The 16,572-nt window shown below is 55.7% G+C and carries 14 protein-coding genes; 5 read left to right on the forward strand and 9 right to left on the reverse strand.

Annotated elements, in window-relative coordinates; genetic code table 11:
- Positions 1 to 62: 62 nt before the first annotated feature.
- Genes C7H09_RS04450 through C7H09_RS04460 form a run of 3 tightly spaced genes read right to left on the reverse strand, consistent with a single transcriptional unit; the run spans position 63 to position 3,072 of the window.
- Positions 63 to 1,529 carry a PhnE/PtxC family ABC transporter permease gene (locus tag C7H09_RS04450; protein WP_106761415.1) on the reverse strand — a complete coding sequence of 489 codons (1,467 nt, stop codon included), beginning with the start codon at positions 1,527 to 1,529 and terminating at the stop codon, positions 63 to 65.
- 14 nt (positions 1,530 to 1,543) lie between these two features.
- Positions 1,544 to 2,194 (reverse strand): ATP-binding cassette domain-containing protein, encoded by a 651-nt coding sequence (locus C7H09_RS04455; protein WP_106761416.1) that lies wholly within the window; start codon positions 2,192 to 2,194, stop codon positions 1,544 to 1,546.
- The gene (locus C7H09_RS04460; protein ID WP_106761417.1) at positions 2,194 to 3,072 is read right to left on the reverse strand and encodes a putative selenate ABC transporter substrate-binding protein; all 879 of its coding nucleotides are present in this window, start codon (positions 3,070 to 3,072) and stop codon (positions 2,194 to 2,196) included. The genes C7H09_RS04455 and C7H09_RS04460 overlap by 1 nt, the downstream gene beginning before the upstream one ends.
- A 171-nt stretch (positions 3,073 to 3,243) precedes the next feature.
- Here C7H09_RS04460 and senB point away from each other — a divergent pair, with 171 nt between their 5' ends.
- Entirely contained in the window at positions 3,244 to 4,212 is a 969-nt protein-coding gene (gene senB / locus C7H09_RS04465; RefSeq protein WP_106761479.1) for a selenoneine biosynthesis selenosugar synthase SenB, read from the forward strand.
- Positions 4,213 to 4,239: 27 nt separating this feature from the next.
- Here senB and C7H09_RS04470 read toward each other — a convergent pair whose 3' ends face one another.
- The 3 genes from C7H09_RS04470 to C7H09_RS04480 form a co-directional block, all read right to left on the reverse strand.
- Complete coding sequence (locus C7H09_RS04470) at positions 4,240 to 4,812, reverse strand: helix-hairpin-helix domain-containing protein (protein WP_106761418.1); 573 nt, start codon at positions 4,810 to 4,812, stop codon at positions 4,240 to 4,242.
- Positions 4,813 to 4,856: 44 nt separating this feature from the next.
- Complete coding sequence (locus C7H09_RS04475; protein WP_106761419.1) at positions 4,857 to 5,261, reverse strand: hypothetical protein; 405 nt, start codon at positions 5,259 to 5,261, stop codon at positions 4,857 to 4,859.
- Between the two features lie 141 nt (positions 5,262 to 5,402).
- Positions 5,403 to 6,923: a bifunctional GNAT family N-acetyltransferase/carbon-nitrogen hydrolase family protein gene (locus tag C7H09_RS04480; RefSeq protein WP_106761420.1), complete on the reverse strand. Its 1,521-nt coding sequence runs from the start codon at positions 6,921 to 6,923 to the stop codon at positions 5,403 to 5,405.
- Positions 6,924 to 7,103: 180 nt separating this feature from the next.
- Here C7H09_RS04480 and C7H09_RS04485 point away from each other — a divergent pair, with 180 nt between their 5' ends.
- Entirely contained in the window at positions 7,104 to 8,990 is a 1,887-nt protein-coding gene (locus tag C7H09_RS04485) for a methyl-accepting chemotaxis protein (RefSeq protein ID WP_106761421.1), read from the forward strand.
- 21 nt (positions 8,991 to 9,011) lie between these two features.
- Here C7H09_RS04485 and recQ read toward each other — a convergent pair whose 3' ends face one another.
- A complete protein-coding gene (gene recQ / locus C7H09_RS04490) occupies positions 9,012 to 10,889 on the reverse strand; it encodes a DNA helicase RecQ (RefSeq protein WP_106761422.1) in 1,878 nt (625 codons plus the stop codon).
- 169 nt (positions 10,890 to 11,058) lie between these two features.
- Here recQ and C7H09_RS04495 point away from each other — a divergent pair, with 169 nt between their 5' ends.
- The gene (locus tag C7H09_RS04495; RefSeq protein ID WP_106761423.1) at positions 11,059 to 12,246 is read left to right on the forward strand and encodes a 1-acyl-sn-glycerol-3-phosphate acyltransferase; all 1,188 of its coding nucleotides are present in this window, start codon (positions 11,059 to 11,061) and stop codon (positions 12,244 to 12,246) included.
- Between the two features lie 13 nt (positions 12,247 to 12,259).
- Here C7H09_RS04495 and C7H09_RS04500 read toward each other — a convergent pair whose 3' ends face one another.
- Positions 12,260 to 13,678 carry a TrkH family potassium uptake protein gene (locus C7H09_RS04500; RefSeq protein ID WP_106761480.1) on the reverse strand — a complete coding sequence of 473 codons (1,419 nt, stop codon included), beginning with the start codon at positions 13,676 to 13,678 and terminating at the stop codon, positions 12,260 to 12,262.
- Positions 13,679 to 13,929: 251 nt separating this feature from the next.
- On the opposite strand from C7H09_RS04500, the gene C7H09_RS04505 reads away from it, so the two are divergent.
- Positions 13,930 to 14,463, forward strand: a complete 534-nt coding sequence (locus tag C7H09_RS04505) for a porin family protein (protein WP_106761424.1) — start codon at positions 13,930 to 13,932, stop codon at positions 14,461 to 14,463.
- Positions 14,464 to 14,522: 59 nt separating this feature from the next.
- Here the strand turns inward: C7H09_RS04505 and nhaD are convergent, their stop codons facing one another.
- On the reverse strand, positions 14,523 to 15,776 hold the full coding sequence (nhaD, locus tag C7H09_RS04510; RefSeq protein WP_106761425.1) for a sodium:proton antiporter NhaD: 1,254 nt from the start codon (positions 15,774 to 15,776) through the stop codon (positions 14,523 to 14,525).
- Positions 15,777 to 16,045: 269 nt separating this feature from the next.
- On the opposite strand from nhaD, the gene C7H09_RS04515 reads away from it, so the two are divergent.
- Complete coding sequence (locus C7H09_RS04515; RefSeq protein ID WP_106761426.1) at positions 16,046 to 16,498, forward strand: DUF1499 domain-containing protein; 453 nt, start codon at positions 16,046 to 16,048, stop codon at positions 16,496 to 16,498.
- Positions 16,499 to 16,572: the final 74 nt, after the last annotated feature.

A 16,572-nucleotide genomic window follows, 5' to 3' on the forward strand; every position in this document is an offset into this window, starting at 1 on the left:
TAACGGATTGTAATCGTGCGCTGCAGCGAGCTATGTCGCAAAAACAACTGAAAGACGGGGCACTAACAAGTGGGCATGGTTTGAAGGGCGAGCTTACGCCGGATGTGGCGCCCGAGAGCATCTATGCCAATGTTGAGCAGGGCGGTAATCAAAATCAGCACCATAGCCCGGTCGAACCGGATATTCTGGATGGCGCTGTCAACATAGAAGCCCAGAGTGTAGATGCCGAGAATGCCAAGAATGGCGGTTTCCCGCATGATGATTTCCCAGCGGTAGAACAGAAAGGCCAAAAAGGAATGGTATACGCGGGGCACCAGTTCCCAGCTGTAGCGTGCGAAGCCTGTGGGTGCGTCTGGCCGCAGTTGCAGGGTGTTGGTTTGCCGGCCGATCAGGTGCCCGATAATGCCGCCATTGTGAAGGGCCAGTGCAACCACGGCAGGAAGCATAGACGGCCCCCACAACTGCAGCAGAATATAAGCCAGTATGTATTCCGGGGTGGATCGTGCAATCACCAGGAATATATGGCCGCTGGTGCGCCGCACCGGGCCGCCGAAGTGATTGGAGATCAGCGGAAAGGCCAGCAGGGAGAGAATACCGGTGGCCACCAGGGCAATCTGGGTAAGCACAACCGTGTTCCAGATGCCCGGCAGCGCCTCGTTAATCATCAAATCGCTCATCCAGCCGGAGAGCTCCGCCAGGCCCTCGCCCTTGCGGATAGGGGAGGGAATAATGTCTTCGGTAAAAAAGCGCTTCACATTGCCCCAGACAATCGGCAGGCCTTCTCCCAGAAAGAAGGGCGCGGCCACCACATAGGCTGGCAATAGCCGGGGGCGCACCCACAGTGGGATGGTGGCAATCAGCACGTAGAACAGAATCAACATGGCCCCTGCGTCGGAATACTGGCCCTGAGAAAACGACGCTTCGAGATAAAAGCCAAGCGTTGGCAAGCCCACAAAACCGAGAATCGCAGACGAGCGCAAACCACACTCCAGGCGGTAGGCCGTGTAGGTGCGCAGTTGTGCCCAGCAGTCCGGAATGCGGGCGTACAAAAAAGCCGCAAAAGCATGGGTGCCCGGCGGCAGCAGGCGCGCCGGTTCCGGGTCCGCCTGTTCAAGAATTTCCGAATACACCTTGGCAAAGATGCCTGCGTAGGGAATGGCAATGGCCAGCACGCCGGTGAGTGGGTGAAAGCCGAAAAACTGCAGGAAAATAAGCGCCCAGAATAGCTCGTGAATGGCGCGAATAAAGGCGCAGAAAATGCGAACGGGCAGAAAGCGGTAGATCAGCGCCAGTAAAAAACCGCATATACTACCCAGGGTTACGCCTACAAAGGCAAAGGCTACAGTCCGCAAAAGGGCGGTAAACAGGCCCTCTGTACTGAAAAAATTGGGAGTGGCAACGCCCAGAAAGAAACGCCCGAGGTCCTGCCAGGGATTCGACGTTGTAATCGCGATATCGGCCACCAGCAGGCCCGCCAGAGCGATGGCGAGAAACAGGAAACTGGTGCGAACGGTCGGGTAGGCGAGCATGGCGTGTGGGCCGCTTAGTAGAGCGTGGCGATGTCGGCCGCAGCGATCTCGCTGGCGGGCGCATCCAGGGCAATCTGGCCGTTCTGGATGCCGATAATCCGCGTACAGTGCGCCAGCGCCAGATCTACATCGTGCATGGCGACAATGCTGGTGCTGAAATGCTTGGTCAGCATGGCCATAACCTGTTGGGCCATAGGTCCGTCGAGGGCGGAAATCGGCTCATCTGCCAGAAGAACCGGTGCCTGCCGGTAAACCGCCCGGGCAATGGCAACGCGCTGGCGTTGTCCGCCGGACAAGGATGCCGCCGGTGCCCATTGTTTCTCGGGTATGGCGAGTTCTTCCAGCAGCAGGCGAACCGCTTCCCGGTCTTTACGGAAAGGCCGTACCAGGGTGACGGCGTTGTACCAGGCAGAATGCCTGTCGAGTTGCCCCATAAACACATTATGGAACACCGGCAGGGCGTTCACGAGCCCCAGGGCCTGTGGTACCAGCGCAGCCTTTGCTTCCAGGCGATCGTACAGCAACCGAATCAAGGTTGATTTACCGGCGCCACTCTTGCCCACCAGCCCGATGTGATCGCCCCGATGCACCTGGAAGGAGAGCGGGCCGATAACCCGCTCTCCGTTGAAACTGGCTGTCAGGCCCTGGAAATCGAACTCGGCCATTAATCGAGAATTCCGATACTTTCAGCCGTTTTGCGGATTGGCTCGTAGTCGTCGTTCGAGGCCGGGATAAAACCAGAGCGGGGGAAGCTCTCCAGTAAAGCCGGGTCATCCAGGTTGAGCAACGCTTGCTTTACCTTTTCCTTGAAGCCATCGCCAAAACGCTCGTTGACGTCGCCACGGATTGTCCATTGATAGTCCGGGTAGGGGGGCGTCTTCCAGACTACCTGAACAGAGTCAGTATCGATGTTGCCGTCTGAAAGTTCCTTCTCCCAAACCTGGAAGTTCAACGCACCCACTTCATAGGTGCCTGCTTCTACCAGGCGCAGGGTGCGGGTGTGGTTGCCGCTGAAGCCAACGCGGGAAAACACGTCTTCCGGTGCGGACTCAAAAGCTTCTCGAATATGGAATTCCGGCATCAGTCGGCCCGATGTTGAGCCCTTGGAGCCAAAGGTGAACGTGCGGTCTTTCAGGTCGTCGGCCATGCTCTGCAGGCTGTCGCCCGGTTCTATGCCGGTGTTGGTATTGGCGATGAAGTAGGTCTGGAATGCCTCATCTTCAACACCCTGGGCAAGAGCTTCGGAGCCTTCCACCAGGCGGCGGGCCTGTACGCCGGACAAGCCACCGAACCAGGCGAGCTGCACCTGATTGTTGCGGAATGCGGATACCGCGGCGGCGTAGGACTTCACAGGAATATAACGAACCTCTGTGCCAAGCTGCTCAGACAGATAATCCGCTACTCCACGGAACCGCTCCACCAGTTTGGTTTCGTCTTCATCCGGGATTGCCGTGAAAACGAAGGTGTCTGCAATGGCAACCGTAGACGCGCTGAGGGACAGTAAGCTGGCTGCCGCCCACTTCCGGAAAGTTTTGTTAGACATTATTCGTCATTCCTTTGTTTATTTGGATCTTTCCGGCACCGGGGCGCCGGTGATAAAGCCTGATAAGCATACCGTTTATCGTGACGAGTCTGAACTGATATACGCCTAAAGCTTTACCTGGAGCCGTACGCAGTGCAGAATTTTTGCCATGACCGAAATCAGAAAGATGCCATGAACCTGACCATTGTGACACCGGCTGGCCCGGACTCGAAAGCGGGCAATCGTGCCACAGCTCTGCGCTGGCAGGGTCTGCTCGAATCCGCTGGGAACTCGGTGCAGGTGTGTACTGAATACAACGGTGAACCAACAGACTGCCTGATCGCGCTTCATGCCTGGCGCAGTGCAGAGTCTGTGGCGCAGTACCGCAAGCAATGGCCGGAGGGCAAATTGATTGTGGTACTTACCGGTACCGATATTTACCGGTTTCAGCATGAGTACCCGGAGCCCACGCTGGCCTCTATGGACAGCGCAAATCTTCTGATAGGGCTGCACGACCGGGTTGCCGCCGACATCGATACGAAGTACCACAGCAAGCTATTGTGTTTGCGTCAATCGGCGCCCAAACCAGAGGTGCGGGCAGGCTCGCGGGCCGAGCCCGGTCAGTTCCACATTTGTGTGATCGGGCATCTCCGGGATGAAAAGGATTCGCTGCGTGCTGCCTGGGCCTGTGATTACTTGCCTGAGGATTCGCAGATTATTGTTTCCTGCGCGGGCAGTGCCCACACCGAGGAGTGGAATCAGAAGGCTCGCGAGGAAAGCCGTGACAACGCCCGCTTTCGTTACCTGGGCCCGCTCGACAAAGAAAGGCTGAACCGATTGGTGGCCGTCTGCAACGTGATGGTTATCAGCTCGGTTATGGAGGGCGGTGCGAACGTGGTGTCGGAGGCTTGCCGTGCGGGCTTGCCGATACTGGCGTCTGATATTCCGGGTAACCGGGGATTGCTGGGGGATAGGTATCCCGGGTATTTCCCGGTGAAAGACGAGAAAGCGCTCGCAGATTTGATGTACCGCACAGAAACAGACCCGGATTTTCTGGCTCGATTAAAGCAAGAGGTTGACCAGTTGGCACCCGGGTTTACCCCTGAACAGGAGCTCAAGAGCCTGGAAGAGGCGCTGGCGCGGGTTTCAGGGCAGGAATGAAGCTGCCCTGAAACAGTCTCGTCTGGCCTATAGAACCTTTTGAGCTTCTGTGGTGAGATCCTTGAAGCCCTTCATGCTCTTGAAGTTTTGCAGTAACTTCAAGTCGGCGTCTGTTGGATTGGCAATCTGCTCAATGGACGTAATGCCTGCATCCTGCATCTTCTTCGCGGTGGCGGGGCCAATGCCTTTTACCCGGGTAAGATCCGATTTATCCAGCGGCTTCTTCGCTTTTGGTGTCGCTTTGGCTGGCTTTGCGGCTTTGTTATCGCTGGTTTTGCTTGATTTGGTCTTAGCCGAGGGCGCAGCCTGTGATGCTTTGCCGGGAGCCACGCCCAACCTCTCCAGCAGAGCCGACTGCAATTCCTGGAACTCGTCCATCCGGCGTTCAAACTCATCGTTAAACCGCTTCATTTCGCGGTCTCTCAGCTCGTCCATGTCTTTCAGGAGCTTGCGTACCGGTTCCTGAATCTGGCTTTGCAAGGTATCAAACTGCCCGAGGGCGTCGTTGATCAGCCCTTCGATTCGGGCGGACGTTTTCTCGAATTCCTTGTTTACCTTTTTTACGATTTTCTCGACACTCGGTTTGGCTTTCTTCGCCATGCGCAGTCTCCTTGCGGGAGTCGATTGAGGGAACGTGAAAGGAATCAGGCCATTTGTCGCAAACTGGAGGAGGATCCACCGCCGGAGCCCCGGCGGGATTTAAGGTTCTGCTTTTTTAAAAGCACTTCCCGAATACGGCGCAGTTGTTCAGCCTCGGGGGATTTTTGTCGAGCAGTAAGCTCTGAAAAATCAATGGAATAGAAGAAGTTGCTGCAATGCTTTCTCTTTTCCGTGACAAGCCCGGAAACACCTTCGGCCCGTATTTCTTCGAAGGGCATATCCATTACAAGGTCGAGAACAACGGTATCGCCCGGTTCGAAGATCTTGTCCGTTTTCATTACGCAGCCAAAGCTGTCGAGCTCATAGAGCTTTGCCACAACGGTTTCTTTACGAAAAAGGCCGTGGCGAATGCGAAAGCGAGCAACAATGTCTGGTAATTCTTCTTGCATGGAGCTTTCTCGGAACGTCATTGAGTCACACGTTTGAATCAAGGTTCAACAATAGACGTATTGACGAAGTTTGGCAATCTTGTCGGCCCCTGCGTCAGTGGTTGACCGCCAGGGGCAGGTTCTGGTTCACTTTTGTAACCGTTAGCGGGTTTTCACCTGATACATATCTACCCGGCGATCCTTGAGGTTGGTTACCGACCCTTCGTTTCGAACCAGTTTTAACTTCTCCAGATCCATATCGGAAAACATGATCATTTCGGTATTTGGCGTGGTTTCGGCCATCACCGCATCGTGCGGGAAGGCAAAGTCCGAGGGCGAGAACACCGAAGACTGTGCGTATTGCACATCCAGGTTCTCCACCTTGGGCAGGTTGCCCACGCTGCCGGTGATCACCACATAGCATTCGTTTTCAATCGCCCGGGCCTGGGCGCAGTGGCGCACGCGCAAGTAGCCGTTCTTGGTGTCTGTCCAGAAGGGCACGCAGACGATGTCGACATCCTTGCTGGCTGCAATCCGGCCCAGTTCGGGAAATTCGATGTCGTAGCAGATCATGATGGCGACTCGGCCCGCATCGGTATCAAACACTTCAAACTGGTTACCGCCTTCGATCACCCAGTCCCGCCGTTCGTGGGGCGTGATGTGAATCTTTCGTTGCTCGTCTACCCGGCCGTCGCGGTGGCACAGGTAAGACACATTGTATACTCGGTCGTTTTCAATCAACGGCATGGAGCCAGTGATGATATTAATGTTGTAACTGACCGCCATGTCCGACATTTCATTGCGGAACTGTTCGGTGAAACCGGCCAGAAATCGAATGGCTCGGGTCTGGTCGATCTGATCGGTCAGCCCCATCAGCGGTGCGTTAAAAAACTCCGGAAAGAGTGCGAAATCGCTCTTGTAGTCAGAGAGTGCGTCGACGAAGTACTCAACCTGTTTCAGTACTTCTTCTACTGAGGCGAATTCCCGCATTTGCCATTGCACCGCCCCCATTCGAACCTGGGTTTTCTTCACGTTGAGCACTGGCGAGGGCGGCAGATAAAGGATGTTGCGCCATTCCAGCAGGGTTGCGTAGCCAAGCGACTTTTCATCTTCCGGCAGGTATTTGTGCATCAGCCGGGTGACCTGAAAGTCGTTGGAGAGCTGGAAGGTTAAAATCGGGTCGTAAATATCTTTTCGATCCACCCGCTGAATGTACTCTTCCGGGGTGTACTGCTCGGAATATTTGAAGTAATTGGGAATGCGGCCACCGGCCAGAATGGCCCGCAGGTTCATGGAGCGGCACAGTTCCTTTCGGGCCTCGTACAGCCGCCGGCCAAGGCGGTAGCCACGGTATTCGGGATGGATAAAGACATCCAGGCCGTATAGCGAATCGCCGTTCGGGTTGTGCCAGATCTTTTCATTTCTGAGAATCAGATCGTCGTAAGCGTGGGGGTTGCTGAAGCGCTCGTATTTCACGCACACGGTGAGGGCAACGGCCACCAGATGCCCGCCTTCCTCGATGCAAATCTGGCCATCGGGGAACTGTTCCACCAGGGCTTTGATGGTTTCCTTGGGCCAGGCGCCGCCAATGTCGTCATAAACCTCATCCATCAGCTCCTGGAGCTGGTCATAGTCGCCCAGGGTGAGGTTACGCAAATTCAAATGAAGGTCTTCATGGGCCATTCAGGAATTCTCCGTCTGTTTCCGTGACTGTCTTTCAGGGCAGTTCTGTACGCTGAAATTCTAGCAGATGCCAGGGGCAGGCCATTAAAGTCTCGGGATTTTCAGCCGAAACAATCAGTAACAGCTATGCTTGTCTTTGATCTCTATCATTGCCAGCCTCATTCAGGAGGACGCCTAATCGTGCGATTTTCATTCGGCCAGAAACTGCTATTAACCGTTGGTGTGCTGATCATCGTGATCATGTCTGTATTTACAATTACAGCAGATCAGCGCCTTCAGCATACAACCGATACTTACGTGTCTGCGATGCTTGACGGCGCCGTAGAGCAAAGTACGGCCAGTATCGCTGACTGGCTTAACACCCGGTTAGACCTTGCAACGGCAACGGCGCAAACGCTGGGCGATATTCGGGGCGACGATATGGCCCGAAACCTTCTGAATGGCATCACCAGCGGCGCTGGCGCGAAAGATGTTTACGTGGGCACCCGTGATGGCCGGATGATCATGCGCACCGAAGAAAGCGAGCGCGGTTTGCCTGCCGGGTTTGATCCCCGCCAGCGGCCCTGGTATCAGCAAGCCATGAAAGAGCGCCAGGCCACCTTTACAGAAACCTACCGCGACGCCCAGAGCGGCGAGACGCTTATTTCTGCCGTTGCACCGGTGCCTGGTGGCCAGTTTGAGGGCGTTGCGGGTATCGACATCACCCTGAACGCTATTCAAGATTTGCTGTCCACCATTACTCTGGGCGATGCGGGGTACGCGGTGCTGATGTCCGGCACCGGCAACATCCTGTATCACCCGGATGCGAACATGATCGGCAAGAAAGCCTCCGACCTGCTGGGCTTCAAACCTTCCCTGGATGGCACGCCGAAACAATTCGAACGAGGCGACGTTACCTGGAGCGTTGCTTTCTCTCCGATTTCCGACGCCCGAAGCGTAGATTGGTACCTCGGCTCGGTCGTGAACTGGGATCAGATCAACGCGCCTGTGGCCGCCGCGCGTACCACCGGTATCGTTATAGCCATTGTTGGCCTGATCATCGCCTTGATTGTACTGCACTTTGCTATTCGGGCGCTGATGGCACCGGTACGCCGTCTGAACCTGGCGATGTCGGATATTGCCTCTGGGGAAGCCGACCTTACCCAGCGCCTGGATGATTCTGCCAGCGACGAGTTCGGTAAGCTGGCGGCGAGTTTCAATCAGTTCGTGGCCAACATTCAGCTGGTGGTTGCCGAGGTGAAGGAGCGTGGTGACGAGCTGAGCGCCAATGTGACGTCGCTGCGGGAAACTTCACGTCACAGCCGTACCAGTGTGGAAAGCCAGCAGAGTGAAATCGACATGATTGCCACCGCCATTAACGAGATGTCGGCGGCGGCTGGCGAGATCGCGCAGAATGCCCAGCAGACGGCAGAAGCTGCCGAGAATGCGGACCAGGAAAGCCGCGGCTCGTTGGAAACCGTCACCGCTTCCCGGGATGCGGTTCAAAAACTGGTACACGAGATTAATTCGGCCGCCGAAGTGATTGATACTCTGGGCAAGGATGTTTCGTCGATCACCACGGTGCTTGAGGTGATTCAGGGCATTGCGGAACAAACCAACCTGCTGGCACTGAATGCTGCGATTGAGGCCGCCCGCGCCGGTGAAGCGGGCCGCGGCTTTGCGGTGGTTGCCGATGAAGTGCGCAATCTTGCCCAGCGCACCCAGTCTTCAACCGAAGAAATCAACAATATGATAGAGCGGCTGCAGAAGGGCGCCAGCGATGCCGTTGATGTGATGAAGGCATCCACGGCGGTGTCGAACGTGAGCATGGAAAAAGCGCAGGATGCGATGGATTCGCTGAACCGTATTGTGGAAGCCATTGTTGCCATCAGCCAGATGACGTCGCAGATTGCCACGGCTTCCGAAGAGCAAACCTCGGTGACCGAGGAGCTGAATGCGTCCATTACCCGCATTGCCGATCAGGGCCAGGAAGCGGCCAGTGTGGCCAGCGAGAACGACGTGTACAGCGGCCACATTGAGACCATCGGTGAAGCTCTTAACGAGAAAGTGACCCGCTTTAAGGTCTAAACCCAGCAAGACTGAGGGGGGTCAGGCGCTGCCGATCTCCCTCAGTGCCTGTAAAAAGTGCTCCCCGTATTTTTCCAGCTTTGCCGCACCTACGCCGCTAACTTCGGCCAGTTCCGCCAGCGTGGTCGGTTTGCGCTCCAGCATGTCGAACAGGGTGGTGTCGTGGAAGATCACGTAGGGCGGCACTCCCTGTTGTTCCGCCAATGCCTTTCGGCAGGCGCGCAGAGCTTCCCAGCCTTCATGGTCGGTAATCTGGTCGCGCACCGCAGCACCGGACTTGCGATTACCAGACGTGCTTTTTGAGCCGCTGGTTTTTGCGGGAACGGGGTCTTTGCGAAGCTCAATGGCTTGCTCGCCTTTCAGTAGCGCCCGACAGTTCTCGGTCAGCTGAAGTGCGCCATATCCCTCCGGGTCGGCTCGTAAATAGCCATTGGCCACCAGTTGCCGGAACACCGATTTCCACTCGGTGACGGACAGTTCCATACCAATGCCGTAGGTACTGATGGCCTGATGTCCGGCCTGGCGGATGCGCTCGTTGTCGGAGCCCCGCAGCACATCGATCACGTAATTGACCCCGAAGCGCTGGCCGGTGCGGTACACGCATGACAACGCTTTTTGTACCGCCACGGTGCCGTCCCAGGTTTCGGGTGGGGTCAAGCAGGTGTCACAATTACCGCAAGGGGCGTCGAGTTGATCGCCGAAGTAGCGCAGTAGCACCTGTCGGCGACAACCAGTCACTTCGCACAGTCCTAGCATGGCATCGAGTTTCTGGCGCTCCACGCGTTTGAACTGATCATTGCCGAGTGAGCCTTCCAGCATTTGCCGGAGCTTGATGACATCCTGCAAGCCGTACACCATCCAGGCAGTGGATGCCTTGCCGTCGCGGCCAGCCCGGCCGGTTTCCTGATAATAGGCTTCCAGGCTTTTTGGCAGATCCAGGTGCGCTACAAAGCGAACGTCGGGTTTGTCGATACCCATACCAAAGGCAATGGTGGCTACCACAATTACGCCGTCTTCCCGAAGAAAACGCTCCTGGTTGCGGGCTCGCTCAGCGGCATCCAGGCCAGCGTGATAGGGCAGTGCCGTGTAGCCCTTACTGCTTAAAAGGCGTGCCGTAGCATCGACCTTGTTCCGGGAAAGGCAATAGACAATGCCGCAATCACCCTGATGTTCCGCATCAATAAAGGCCAGCAATTGCTTGTTTGCATTGGTTTTTGGCGTAATCCGGTACTGAATGTTGGGACGGTCGAACCCGCTCACAAAGTGCCGGGCGTGTGTAAGGGAAAGCCGCTCGGCGATTTCCTTTCGAGTACGTTCATCGGCGGTGGCGGTCAAGGCAATGCGGGGCACGCCCGGGAAGGCCTCTGCCAGCATACTCAGTTGCAGGTAGTCCGAGCGGAAATCGTGCCCCCACTGGGAAACGCAGTGAGCTTCGTCAATGGCAAACAGCGACAAGGATGCGCTGTGCAGTAATTCCAGCGTTCTGGGCTGAATTAGGCGCTCCGGCGCGCAATAAAGCAGATCCAGCTCGCCGGTGGTGAGGGCATATTCTGTGGCTCGGGCCTGCTCGAAATCCATGGAGGAATTCAAAAACGCGGCCCGCACGCCCAGTTCCCGCAGCGCCGCAACCTGATCCTGCATCAGCGCGATCAATGGTGACACTACAATCGCCGTGCCGGGGCGTACCAGTGCTGGCACCTGGTAACACAGCGATTTCCCGCCTCCGGTTGGCATCAGCACCAGGGCGTCGCCGCCGTTCACAACTTCCTGAACAATGTCCCCCTGTAAAGGGCGGAAGCTCTCGTAGCCGAACACATCGTGCAGTACCTGTTCCGGGCTTTTCTGAGCGAGTCCCGGCGGTTCGGTAAGAAGTTGGTCGAAATCGTGATCGGTGTACATTCAGCAGCAAGCCTGTGGCGGGAGTTTAACGCAGGGGCATGATACCAGATCGTGATGAGGGTTGGACCAACCGACTTTTCGGGGGAGAGGCAAACAGCCTACAGAAAGGATACAATAGCGCGCCTTTTTCTATACTTGAATCACTTCTGCGAACAACAACAGGGCTTGCATGCAGGAATTCGACGCAATCCGTCCCTATTCGGATGAAGAGACCGCACCCACAATCCGGCGTCTGGTGAATGACCAGGAGTTTCTGGACATGATCGGTCGCTTCAAAGCACCCAGGCTGGCGCACTGGGCGCCAGCCATCCTCCGGATCTTTACCCGCCGGTGGCTGTCAGGTAATTTCGGCCACTACAGCAAAGTGGACGACCTGCAGGCCGGTGTTTCCCATTACGTGGGCGATCTGGTGGGCAACACCACTTCCCGGGTTACCCACAGTGGCCTTGAGAGCCTGCGCAAAGACCAGGCTCACCTGTTTATTTCCAACCATCGGGACATTGTTTTCGACCCCATGGTGGTCAACTATCTGCTGTTCGAAAATGGCTTCAGCACCACCCGCATCGCCATTGGCGACAACCTGTTGGAAAATCGGGTGTTTGCAGAGATGATGCGTCTGAACAAGAGTTTTGTGGTGCGTCGCAATATGACCAGCCCACGGGAAATGCGAGACGCCTATCTGACGCTGTCAGGTTTTATCAATCACAGCATTCAGACCAATCACAGCATCTGGATTGCCCAGCGTGAAGGGCGGGCGAAAGACGGCATCGACGCCACAGACCCGGCCATCGTGAAAATGTTCTACATGAGCTGCAAGAAATCCGGCCTGGGTTTTGATGAAGCAATGAATCGCCTGAACATTGTGCCGGTATCCATTGCCTACGAGTACGACCCCTGCGATGGCGACAAGGCGCGGGAACTGGAAGTGCGTGAGAGAACCGGCACCTATCAAAAATCCGAGGGCGAAGACACCAGCCAGATCGTAAAAGGGCTGACCGGTTACAAGGGCCACGTGCATGTGCATTTCGGTGCACCGATCCAGGATTCACCGGATAACCCGAAAGCTCTGGCCGCCCGCATTGACCATGAAATGCACGCCAACTACCACCTGCACCCCTCAAATATCGCTGCTTATCAGTTACGGGGGCCGGGCGAGCAAAATCCGGGTGCCGCCGAGGAATTGGCAAAGACCGTGGCCATGGCCAAAACCTGCACGCCAGAGGCACTGACGGCTGCAATTGCGGAAATGGAAAAGCGCCTGGCCGGTTGCGAGAGCGCAGAGCGCCCCTACTTGCTGGATATGTACGCTAATCCGGTAGTTACCTCGCTGGCTGCCAATACCCCGCCTGCAGATTAACGCGGTTTGCAGCTTAGCCCCGCCAGAACCCGGGCGACAGGACAATCACCACACTGAGGATTTCCAGTCGCCCCATCAGCATACCCACAGACAAAATCCATTTGGCGGCATCCGGCAGAGGGCCGAAGTTGCCCGACGGCCCGATGATGTCGCCAAGCCCGGGGCCAACGTTGGTCAGCGAGGTGAGGGCGCCAGACAGGGCGGTTACGAAGTCCAGCTGCAAAGACGCCAGCAGCACCGTGATGATGCCCAGGCAGAGCAGGAAAATGAACGTGTAGGCAATCATCGACGAGATGATTTCGTCGCTGACCGCTTTGCCGTTGTAATTCCGGGTAAACACCGCCCGGGGGTGCAGCAGGCGCATCAACTGTTCTCGCAGAATGATCAATGAGAGCTGAAAGCGGAATATTTTCATCCCGCCTGCGGTCGAGCCGGAACAGCCGCCCACGAACATCAGGAAAAAAAACAGTACGAAGGCCAGAGGCCCCCAGGCGGAATAGTCTTCCGAGGCATAGCCGGTTGTGGTGACCACTGAGGTGACGTTAAACAGAGTAGCGATATAGTTGTGCATGGGGTCAAACGGAATCGGCGATACCCACCAGCGATGCAGGGTGATCATTGCCGGAACAATCAGCAGAATAGACAGGAACAGGCGCACTTGCTGATCCCGGAACAGGACACCCCGTTGCCCATGCATTTCCCGCACAAACAGGAAGAAGGGCAAGCTGCCAATGATCATGAAGAAAGTTGCTTCCATCAGAATCAGGTCATCAAACTTACCCATGGACTGATCGGAGGTGGCAAAACCGCCGGTGGCGATGCTGGTGAGGCCATGGTTAAACGCATCGAATACCGACATCCCCGAAAGCCAGTAAGTGACTACCGCCACGGTTGAAAACACCAGGTATACCAGCAGCAGGCCCCGGCTGAGCGTACGCATTCGGGGCAAGGCCTTTTCTGTCCATTCCGACGATTCGGTAGCAAACAGGCGCATTCCACCTACCCGCAAGAATGGCAGCACCGCAACGAACATGCCGATGATGCCGATACCCCCCAGCCACTGCAGAATCGAACGCCAGAGCAACAAATCCCGATCCATGGTGTCCAGTCCACTGAACACGGTTGCGCCGGTGGTAGTAATCCCCGAAGTGCCCTCGAAGAAGGCATCGGCGGCGGAAATGTTGTTGTCACTGAGGTAAAAAGGAAGGGAAGAGAAGAGGGCGACGACAAACCAGCTGGAGACCGTTAACACAAACATGTATCGGGGCTTGAGATCCCGGGATTTGCGAAACGTAAGTAACAAACCCAAAACACCCAGGCAGCACACGATGGCTGAAGATTCGGCAAAGGCTGTGGCGTTGGGTGCCTCAGCGCCCCCTGCTATTAAAAGTAGCACGGGCAACGTCATGAAAACGCTCAAAATAATGAACATGACGCTGATGATAAAAACAACGGGGGCAAGGTTTCTCAAAGCGCACTCAAGCCAGCAGAAAAAGACCGCGTCAGGATACCCGCGGCCCAGGCAGACCGCAAGGAAAGCGGCCCGGGAATGATCATTGCCAACCTGTGAAACTTGCGTAACAAGCGCCAAACTACGGAACACACCTATAGTGAACCCGGCGAGGCTCGGGCACCTTAAACAGGCTTGGCCTATCCGGCCTTATAAATAGGGAGAGTTGAATAATGACGAGCAAAATACTTCTGGTTGCCGCTGCGACCACTGGCCTACTGTTTGCTGGCTCTGCCACCGCCCAGGATATGTACAAATCGGGCATGGGCGGCCTGTATGCGGGCCTGAACTACACGTTTATGAACATGGATTTTGACCGTGCGGGTGATGCCGATGTAGGAACACTGTCCGGCAAAGTGGGCGTACAGGCCACCGACTATATCGGAGTGGAAGCCCGCGCCGGTTTTGGCGTAGACGACGACCGCCTGTTCGGCCAGGACGTGGCACTGGACAACTTCTTCGGCGGCTATGTCACCTTTAATATGGTGAATGAAAGTGCTGTGACGCCCTACGCGGTGTTGGGTTTTACCCGGGTAGAAGCTGAGTTCGGTCCGGCGAAAGACGATGACTCAGACTTTTCCTACGGTGCTGGCCTGAACGTTAAACTGGCTCAGAATTTGTCTGGCAACCTGGAATACATGCGCTACTACGATGACAGTAATTACACCGTAGATGGCCTTGGCCTGGGGCTTCAGCTTAACTTCTGAGTGGCCCGGCCCCCTATCTGCGGAGCTATGGCTCCGCAGATATCCTCGCTTTCGGCGCCTCAGCTATTAATAAGCGCGCCCATCGCAATTACGCCAGCGTATCCCATGGTATAGGCAGCCAGCAGGTGCAGCACGTACTTCAGATAAGCACCAAAGGTTAGCCCCTCAATCTTGCTCATGGCCACAATACCCGCCGCCGAGCCGATCACCAGCAGGGAACCCCCAACCCCCACGGCATACGTAAGCCCCATCCACTCGCCAGGGCTCATGCTAATCCCGGATTTCAGCAAGGCCGCGGTCAACGGTACGTTGTCGATCACCGCCGAAAATATACCCATCAGATAGTTGGCATACACCGGCGGCAAAACATCGTAAATCGCCACGAAGGATTCCAGCGCGTGAATTTCCTTGAGCATACCGACCAGCAACAAAATGCCCAGGAAGAACAGCAGTGTTTCAAACTCGATCACCCGGATGTATTCGAGGATGGGATCCAGGTCTGAATCCGTGCTGAGGAAACGGGACACCAGAAACATGATGGACAGACCAAACAGGAAGGTGAGTACCGGTGGCACACTGAAGAGCGCATTGCCCGCGATGGTGCCGAGAATGGTCAGCAGGAACAGCCCCGCAATTACCGCATCGACCGTGCGCACGTCGTTCGTGGTGGCCCGCAATGTAACGGTACCGTTAAGCCCGCCCGACAAAAACACCGCCAGAATAAACACCGTGATTGACGCCGGAATGGCCAGCGTCAGCAAGGTGAGGATTTCCACCTTGTCTTCCAGGAAGATCATCAGCGTGGTGACATCGCCCGTAATCAGCGATACACCGCCGGAGTTCACGGCAAACACCACCAGAACAATAAACTGCAGCCGCTTCTTCAACTCCAGGTTCAGAGAAAGGATGAGCGAGCAGGATACCAGGGTGGCGGTGATGTTATCGGCCAGCGAAGAAAACGCGAAACAGAACAGACCCGTCAGAAACAGCAGCCGCCGCTCGGTCACTTGCCGGGGCATGATCAGATAGATCATGTTTTCAATCATGCCTTTCTTGTTGAGATAGGCAACGAATGTCATGGCCGCCACCAGAAACAGCCAGAGGCTGGCAATCTCGGCAATACTCTCGGCAAGGCCGCTGGAAATCAGTTCGGTTTCCTCCGGGCTGTCACTGAACAGAAACAGAAGCACCCAGCTAAGCGTGCCAAAGAACAGGGTGGTTTTGGCTTTGTTTACATGAATGGATTCTTCAAAGATCACACCCAGCAAAGCCAGCACCGCAAGGGCTATCAAAACAACATCAATCATCGGCATGTTGGAATTCCGAACCGCGGTAAAAGACCAGCGCAATCCGCAGGGAATTGCGGGAGGAAAGTCTGGTGGCGGATTTTATACGCAGTTTTGGTGGGCAACAAATACGAGGCCGCTGTGCGATGACATACAGCATTTAACATAATATACATTACACGCAGTCGGAGATGGAGTAGTACCATATACAGTCAGGGCGCGGTCATGGAGAATAACCTGTCTTTCGGGCTTACCTTGCGGCTTATGGTCGCCGTGCAACGGAGTTGGCTAAAACCATGCGCAACATTATTATCGCTTTATCAACGTTATGGCTGGCAGGATGCTCTGCGACTGAGAACGTGCCCCCAACCGGTACCCGGTTCACACTGGATGGCTGTCCGCCGTTTATGAACTGTGTATCGACATCAGCTACCGAAAGCCAGCATGCCATCAATCCTATCCGTTTACGGGAACCACTCAATGAGTCGTCCTGGGCCATCATCAAGGCAGAAGCCCTCACGTTACCCGGCGCGTCACTGAACCACGTGCGTTTCGGCTACGCAAATATCACCTGCTACAGCGACATCTTCGGTTTTCCGGATTATCTCGAAATCCTGGTCGATCCAGAGCAGTTGCAGCTGAATGTGCGGTCACAGTCGCGCCTTGGTTTCGCCGATATGGGCGTTAACCGCGATCGGGTTGAACGGCTTCGGAGCCGACTGGTGGCCCGCGGCATTGCAGCAGAGTGATCGGCTGTGCAGTCACATAATAACGAGAAATCGGGGCTTTACACTATGTCCAATATTTAGGAGTATTGGACATT

This window comes from Marinobacter fuscus, from assembly GCF_003007675.1.
In the GTDB taxonomy this organism is placed as follows: domain Bacteria; phylum Pseudomonadota; class Gammaproteobacteria; order Pseudomonadales; family Oleiphilaceae; genus Marinobacter; species Marinobacter fuscus.

What these genes read in the sequence shown, in the direction of transcription:
- C7H09_RS04450 (WP_106761415.1), bottom strand. Translation starts at nt 1,529, where the DNA reads ATGCTCGCCTACCCGACCGTTCGCACCAGTTTCCTGTTTCTCGCCATC.
- C7H09_RS04455 (WP_106761416.1), bottom strand. Translation starts at nt 2,194, where the DNA reads ATGGCCGAGTTCGATTTCCAGGGCCTGACAGCCAGTTTCAACGGAGAG.
- C7H09_RS04460 (WP_106761417.1), bottom strand. Translation starts at nt 3,072, where the DNA reads ATGTCTAACAAAACTTTCCGGAAGTGGGCGGCAGCCAGCTTACTGTCC.
- senB (WP_106761479.1), top strand. Translation starts at nt 3,244, where the DNA reads ATGAACCTGACCATTGTGACACCGGCTGGCCCGGACTCGAAAGCGGGC.
- C7H09_RS04470 (WP_106761418.1), bottom strand. Translation starts at nt 4,812, where the DNA reads ATGGCGAAGAAAGCCAAACCGAGTGTCGAGAAAATCGTAAAAAAGGTA.
- C7H09_RS04475 (WP_106761419.1), bottom strand. Translation starts at nt 5,261, where the DNA reads ATGCAAGAAGAATTACCAGACATTGTTGCTCGCTTTCGCATTCGCCAC.
- C7H09_RS04480 (WP_106761420.1), bottom strand. Translation starts at nt 6,923, where the DNA reads ATGGCCCATGAAGACCTTCATTTGAATTTGCGTAACCTCACCCTGGGC.
- recQ (WP_106761422.1), bottom strand. Translation starts at nt 10,889, where the DNA reads ATGTACACCGATCACGATTTCGACCAACTTCTTACCGAACCGCCGGGA.
- C7H09_RS04495 (WP_106761423.1), top strand. Translation starts at nt 11,059, where the DNA reads ATGCAGGAATTCGACGCAATCCGTCCCTATTCGGATGAAGAGACCGCA.
- C7H09_RS04500 (WP_106761480.1), bottom strand. Translation starts at nt 13,678, where the DNA reads ATGTTCATTATTTTGAGCGTTTTCATGACGTTGCCCGTGCTACTTTTA.
- C7H09_RS04505 (WP_106761424.1), top strand. Translation starts at nt 13,930, where the DNA reads ATGACGAGCAAAATACTTCTGGTTGCCGCTGCGACCACTGGCCTACTG.
- nhaD (WP_106761425.1), bottom strand. Translation starts at nt 15,776, where the DNA reads ATGCCGATGATTGATGTTGTTTTGATAGCCCTTGCGGTGCTGGCTTTG.
- C7H09_RS04515 (WP_106761426.1), top strand. Translation starts at nt 16,046, where the DNA reads ATGCGCAACATTATTATCGCTTTATCAACGTTATGGCTGGCAGGATGC.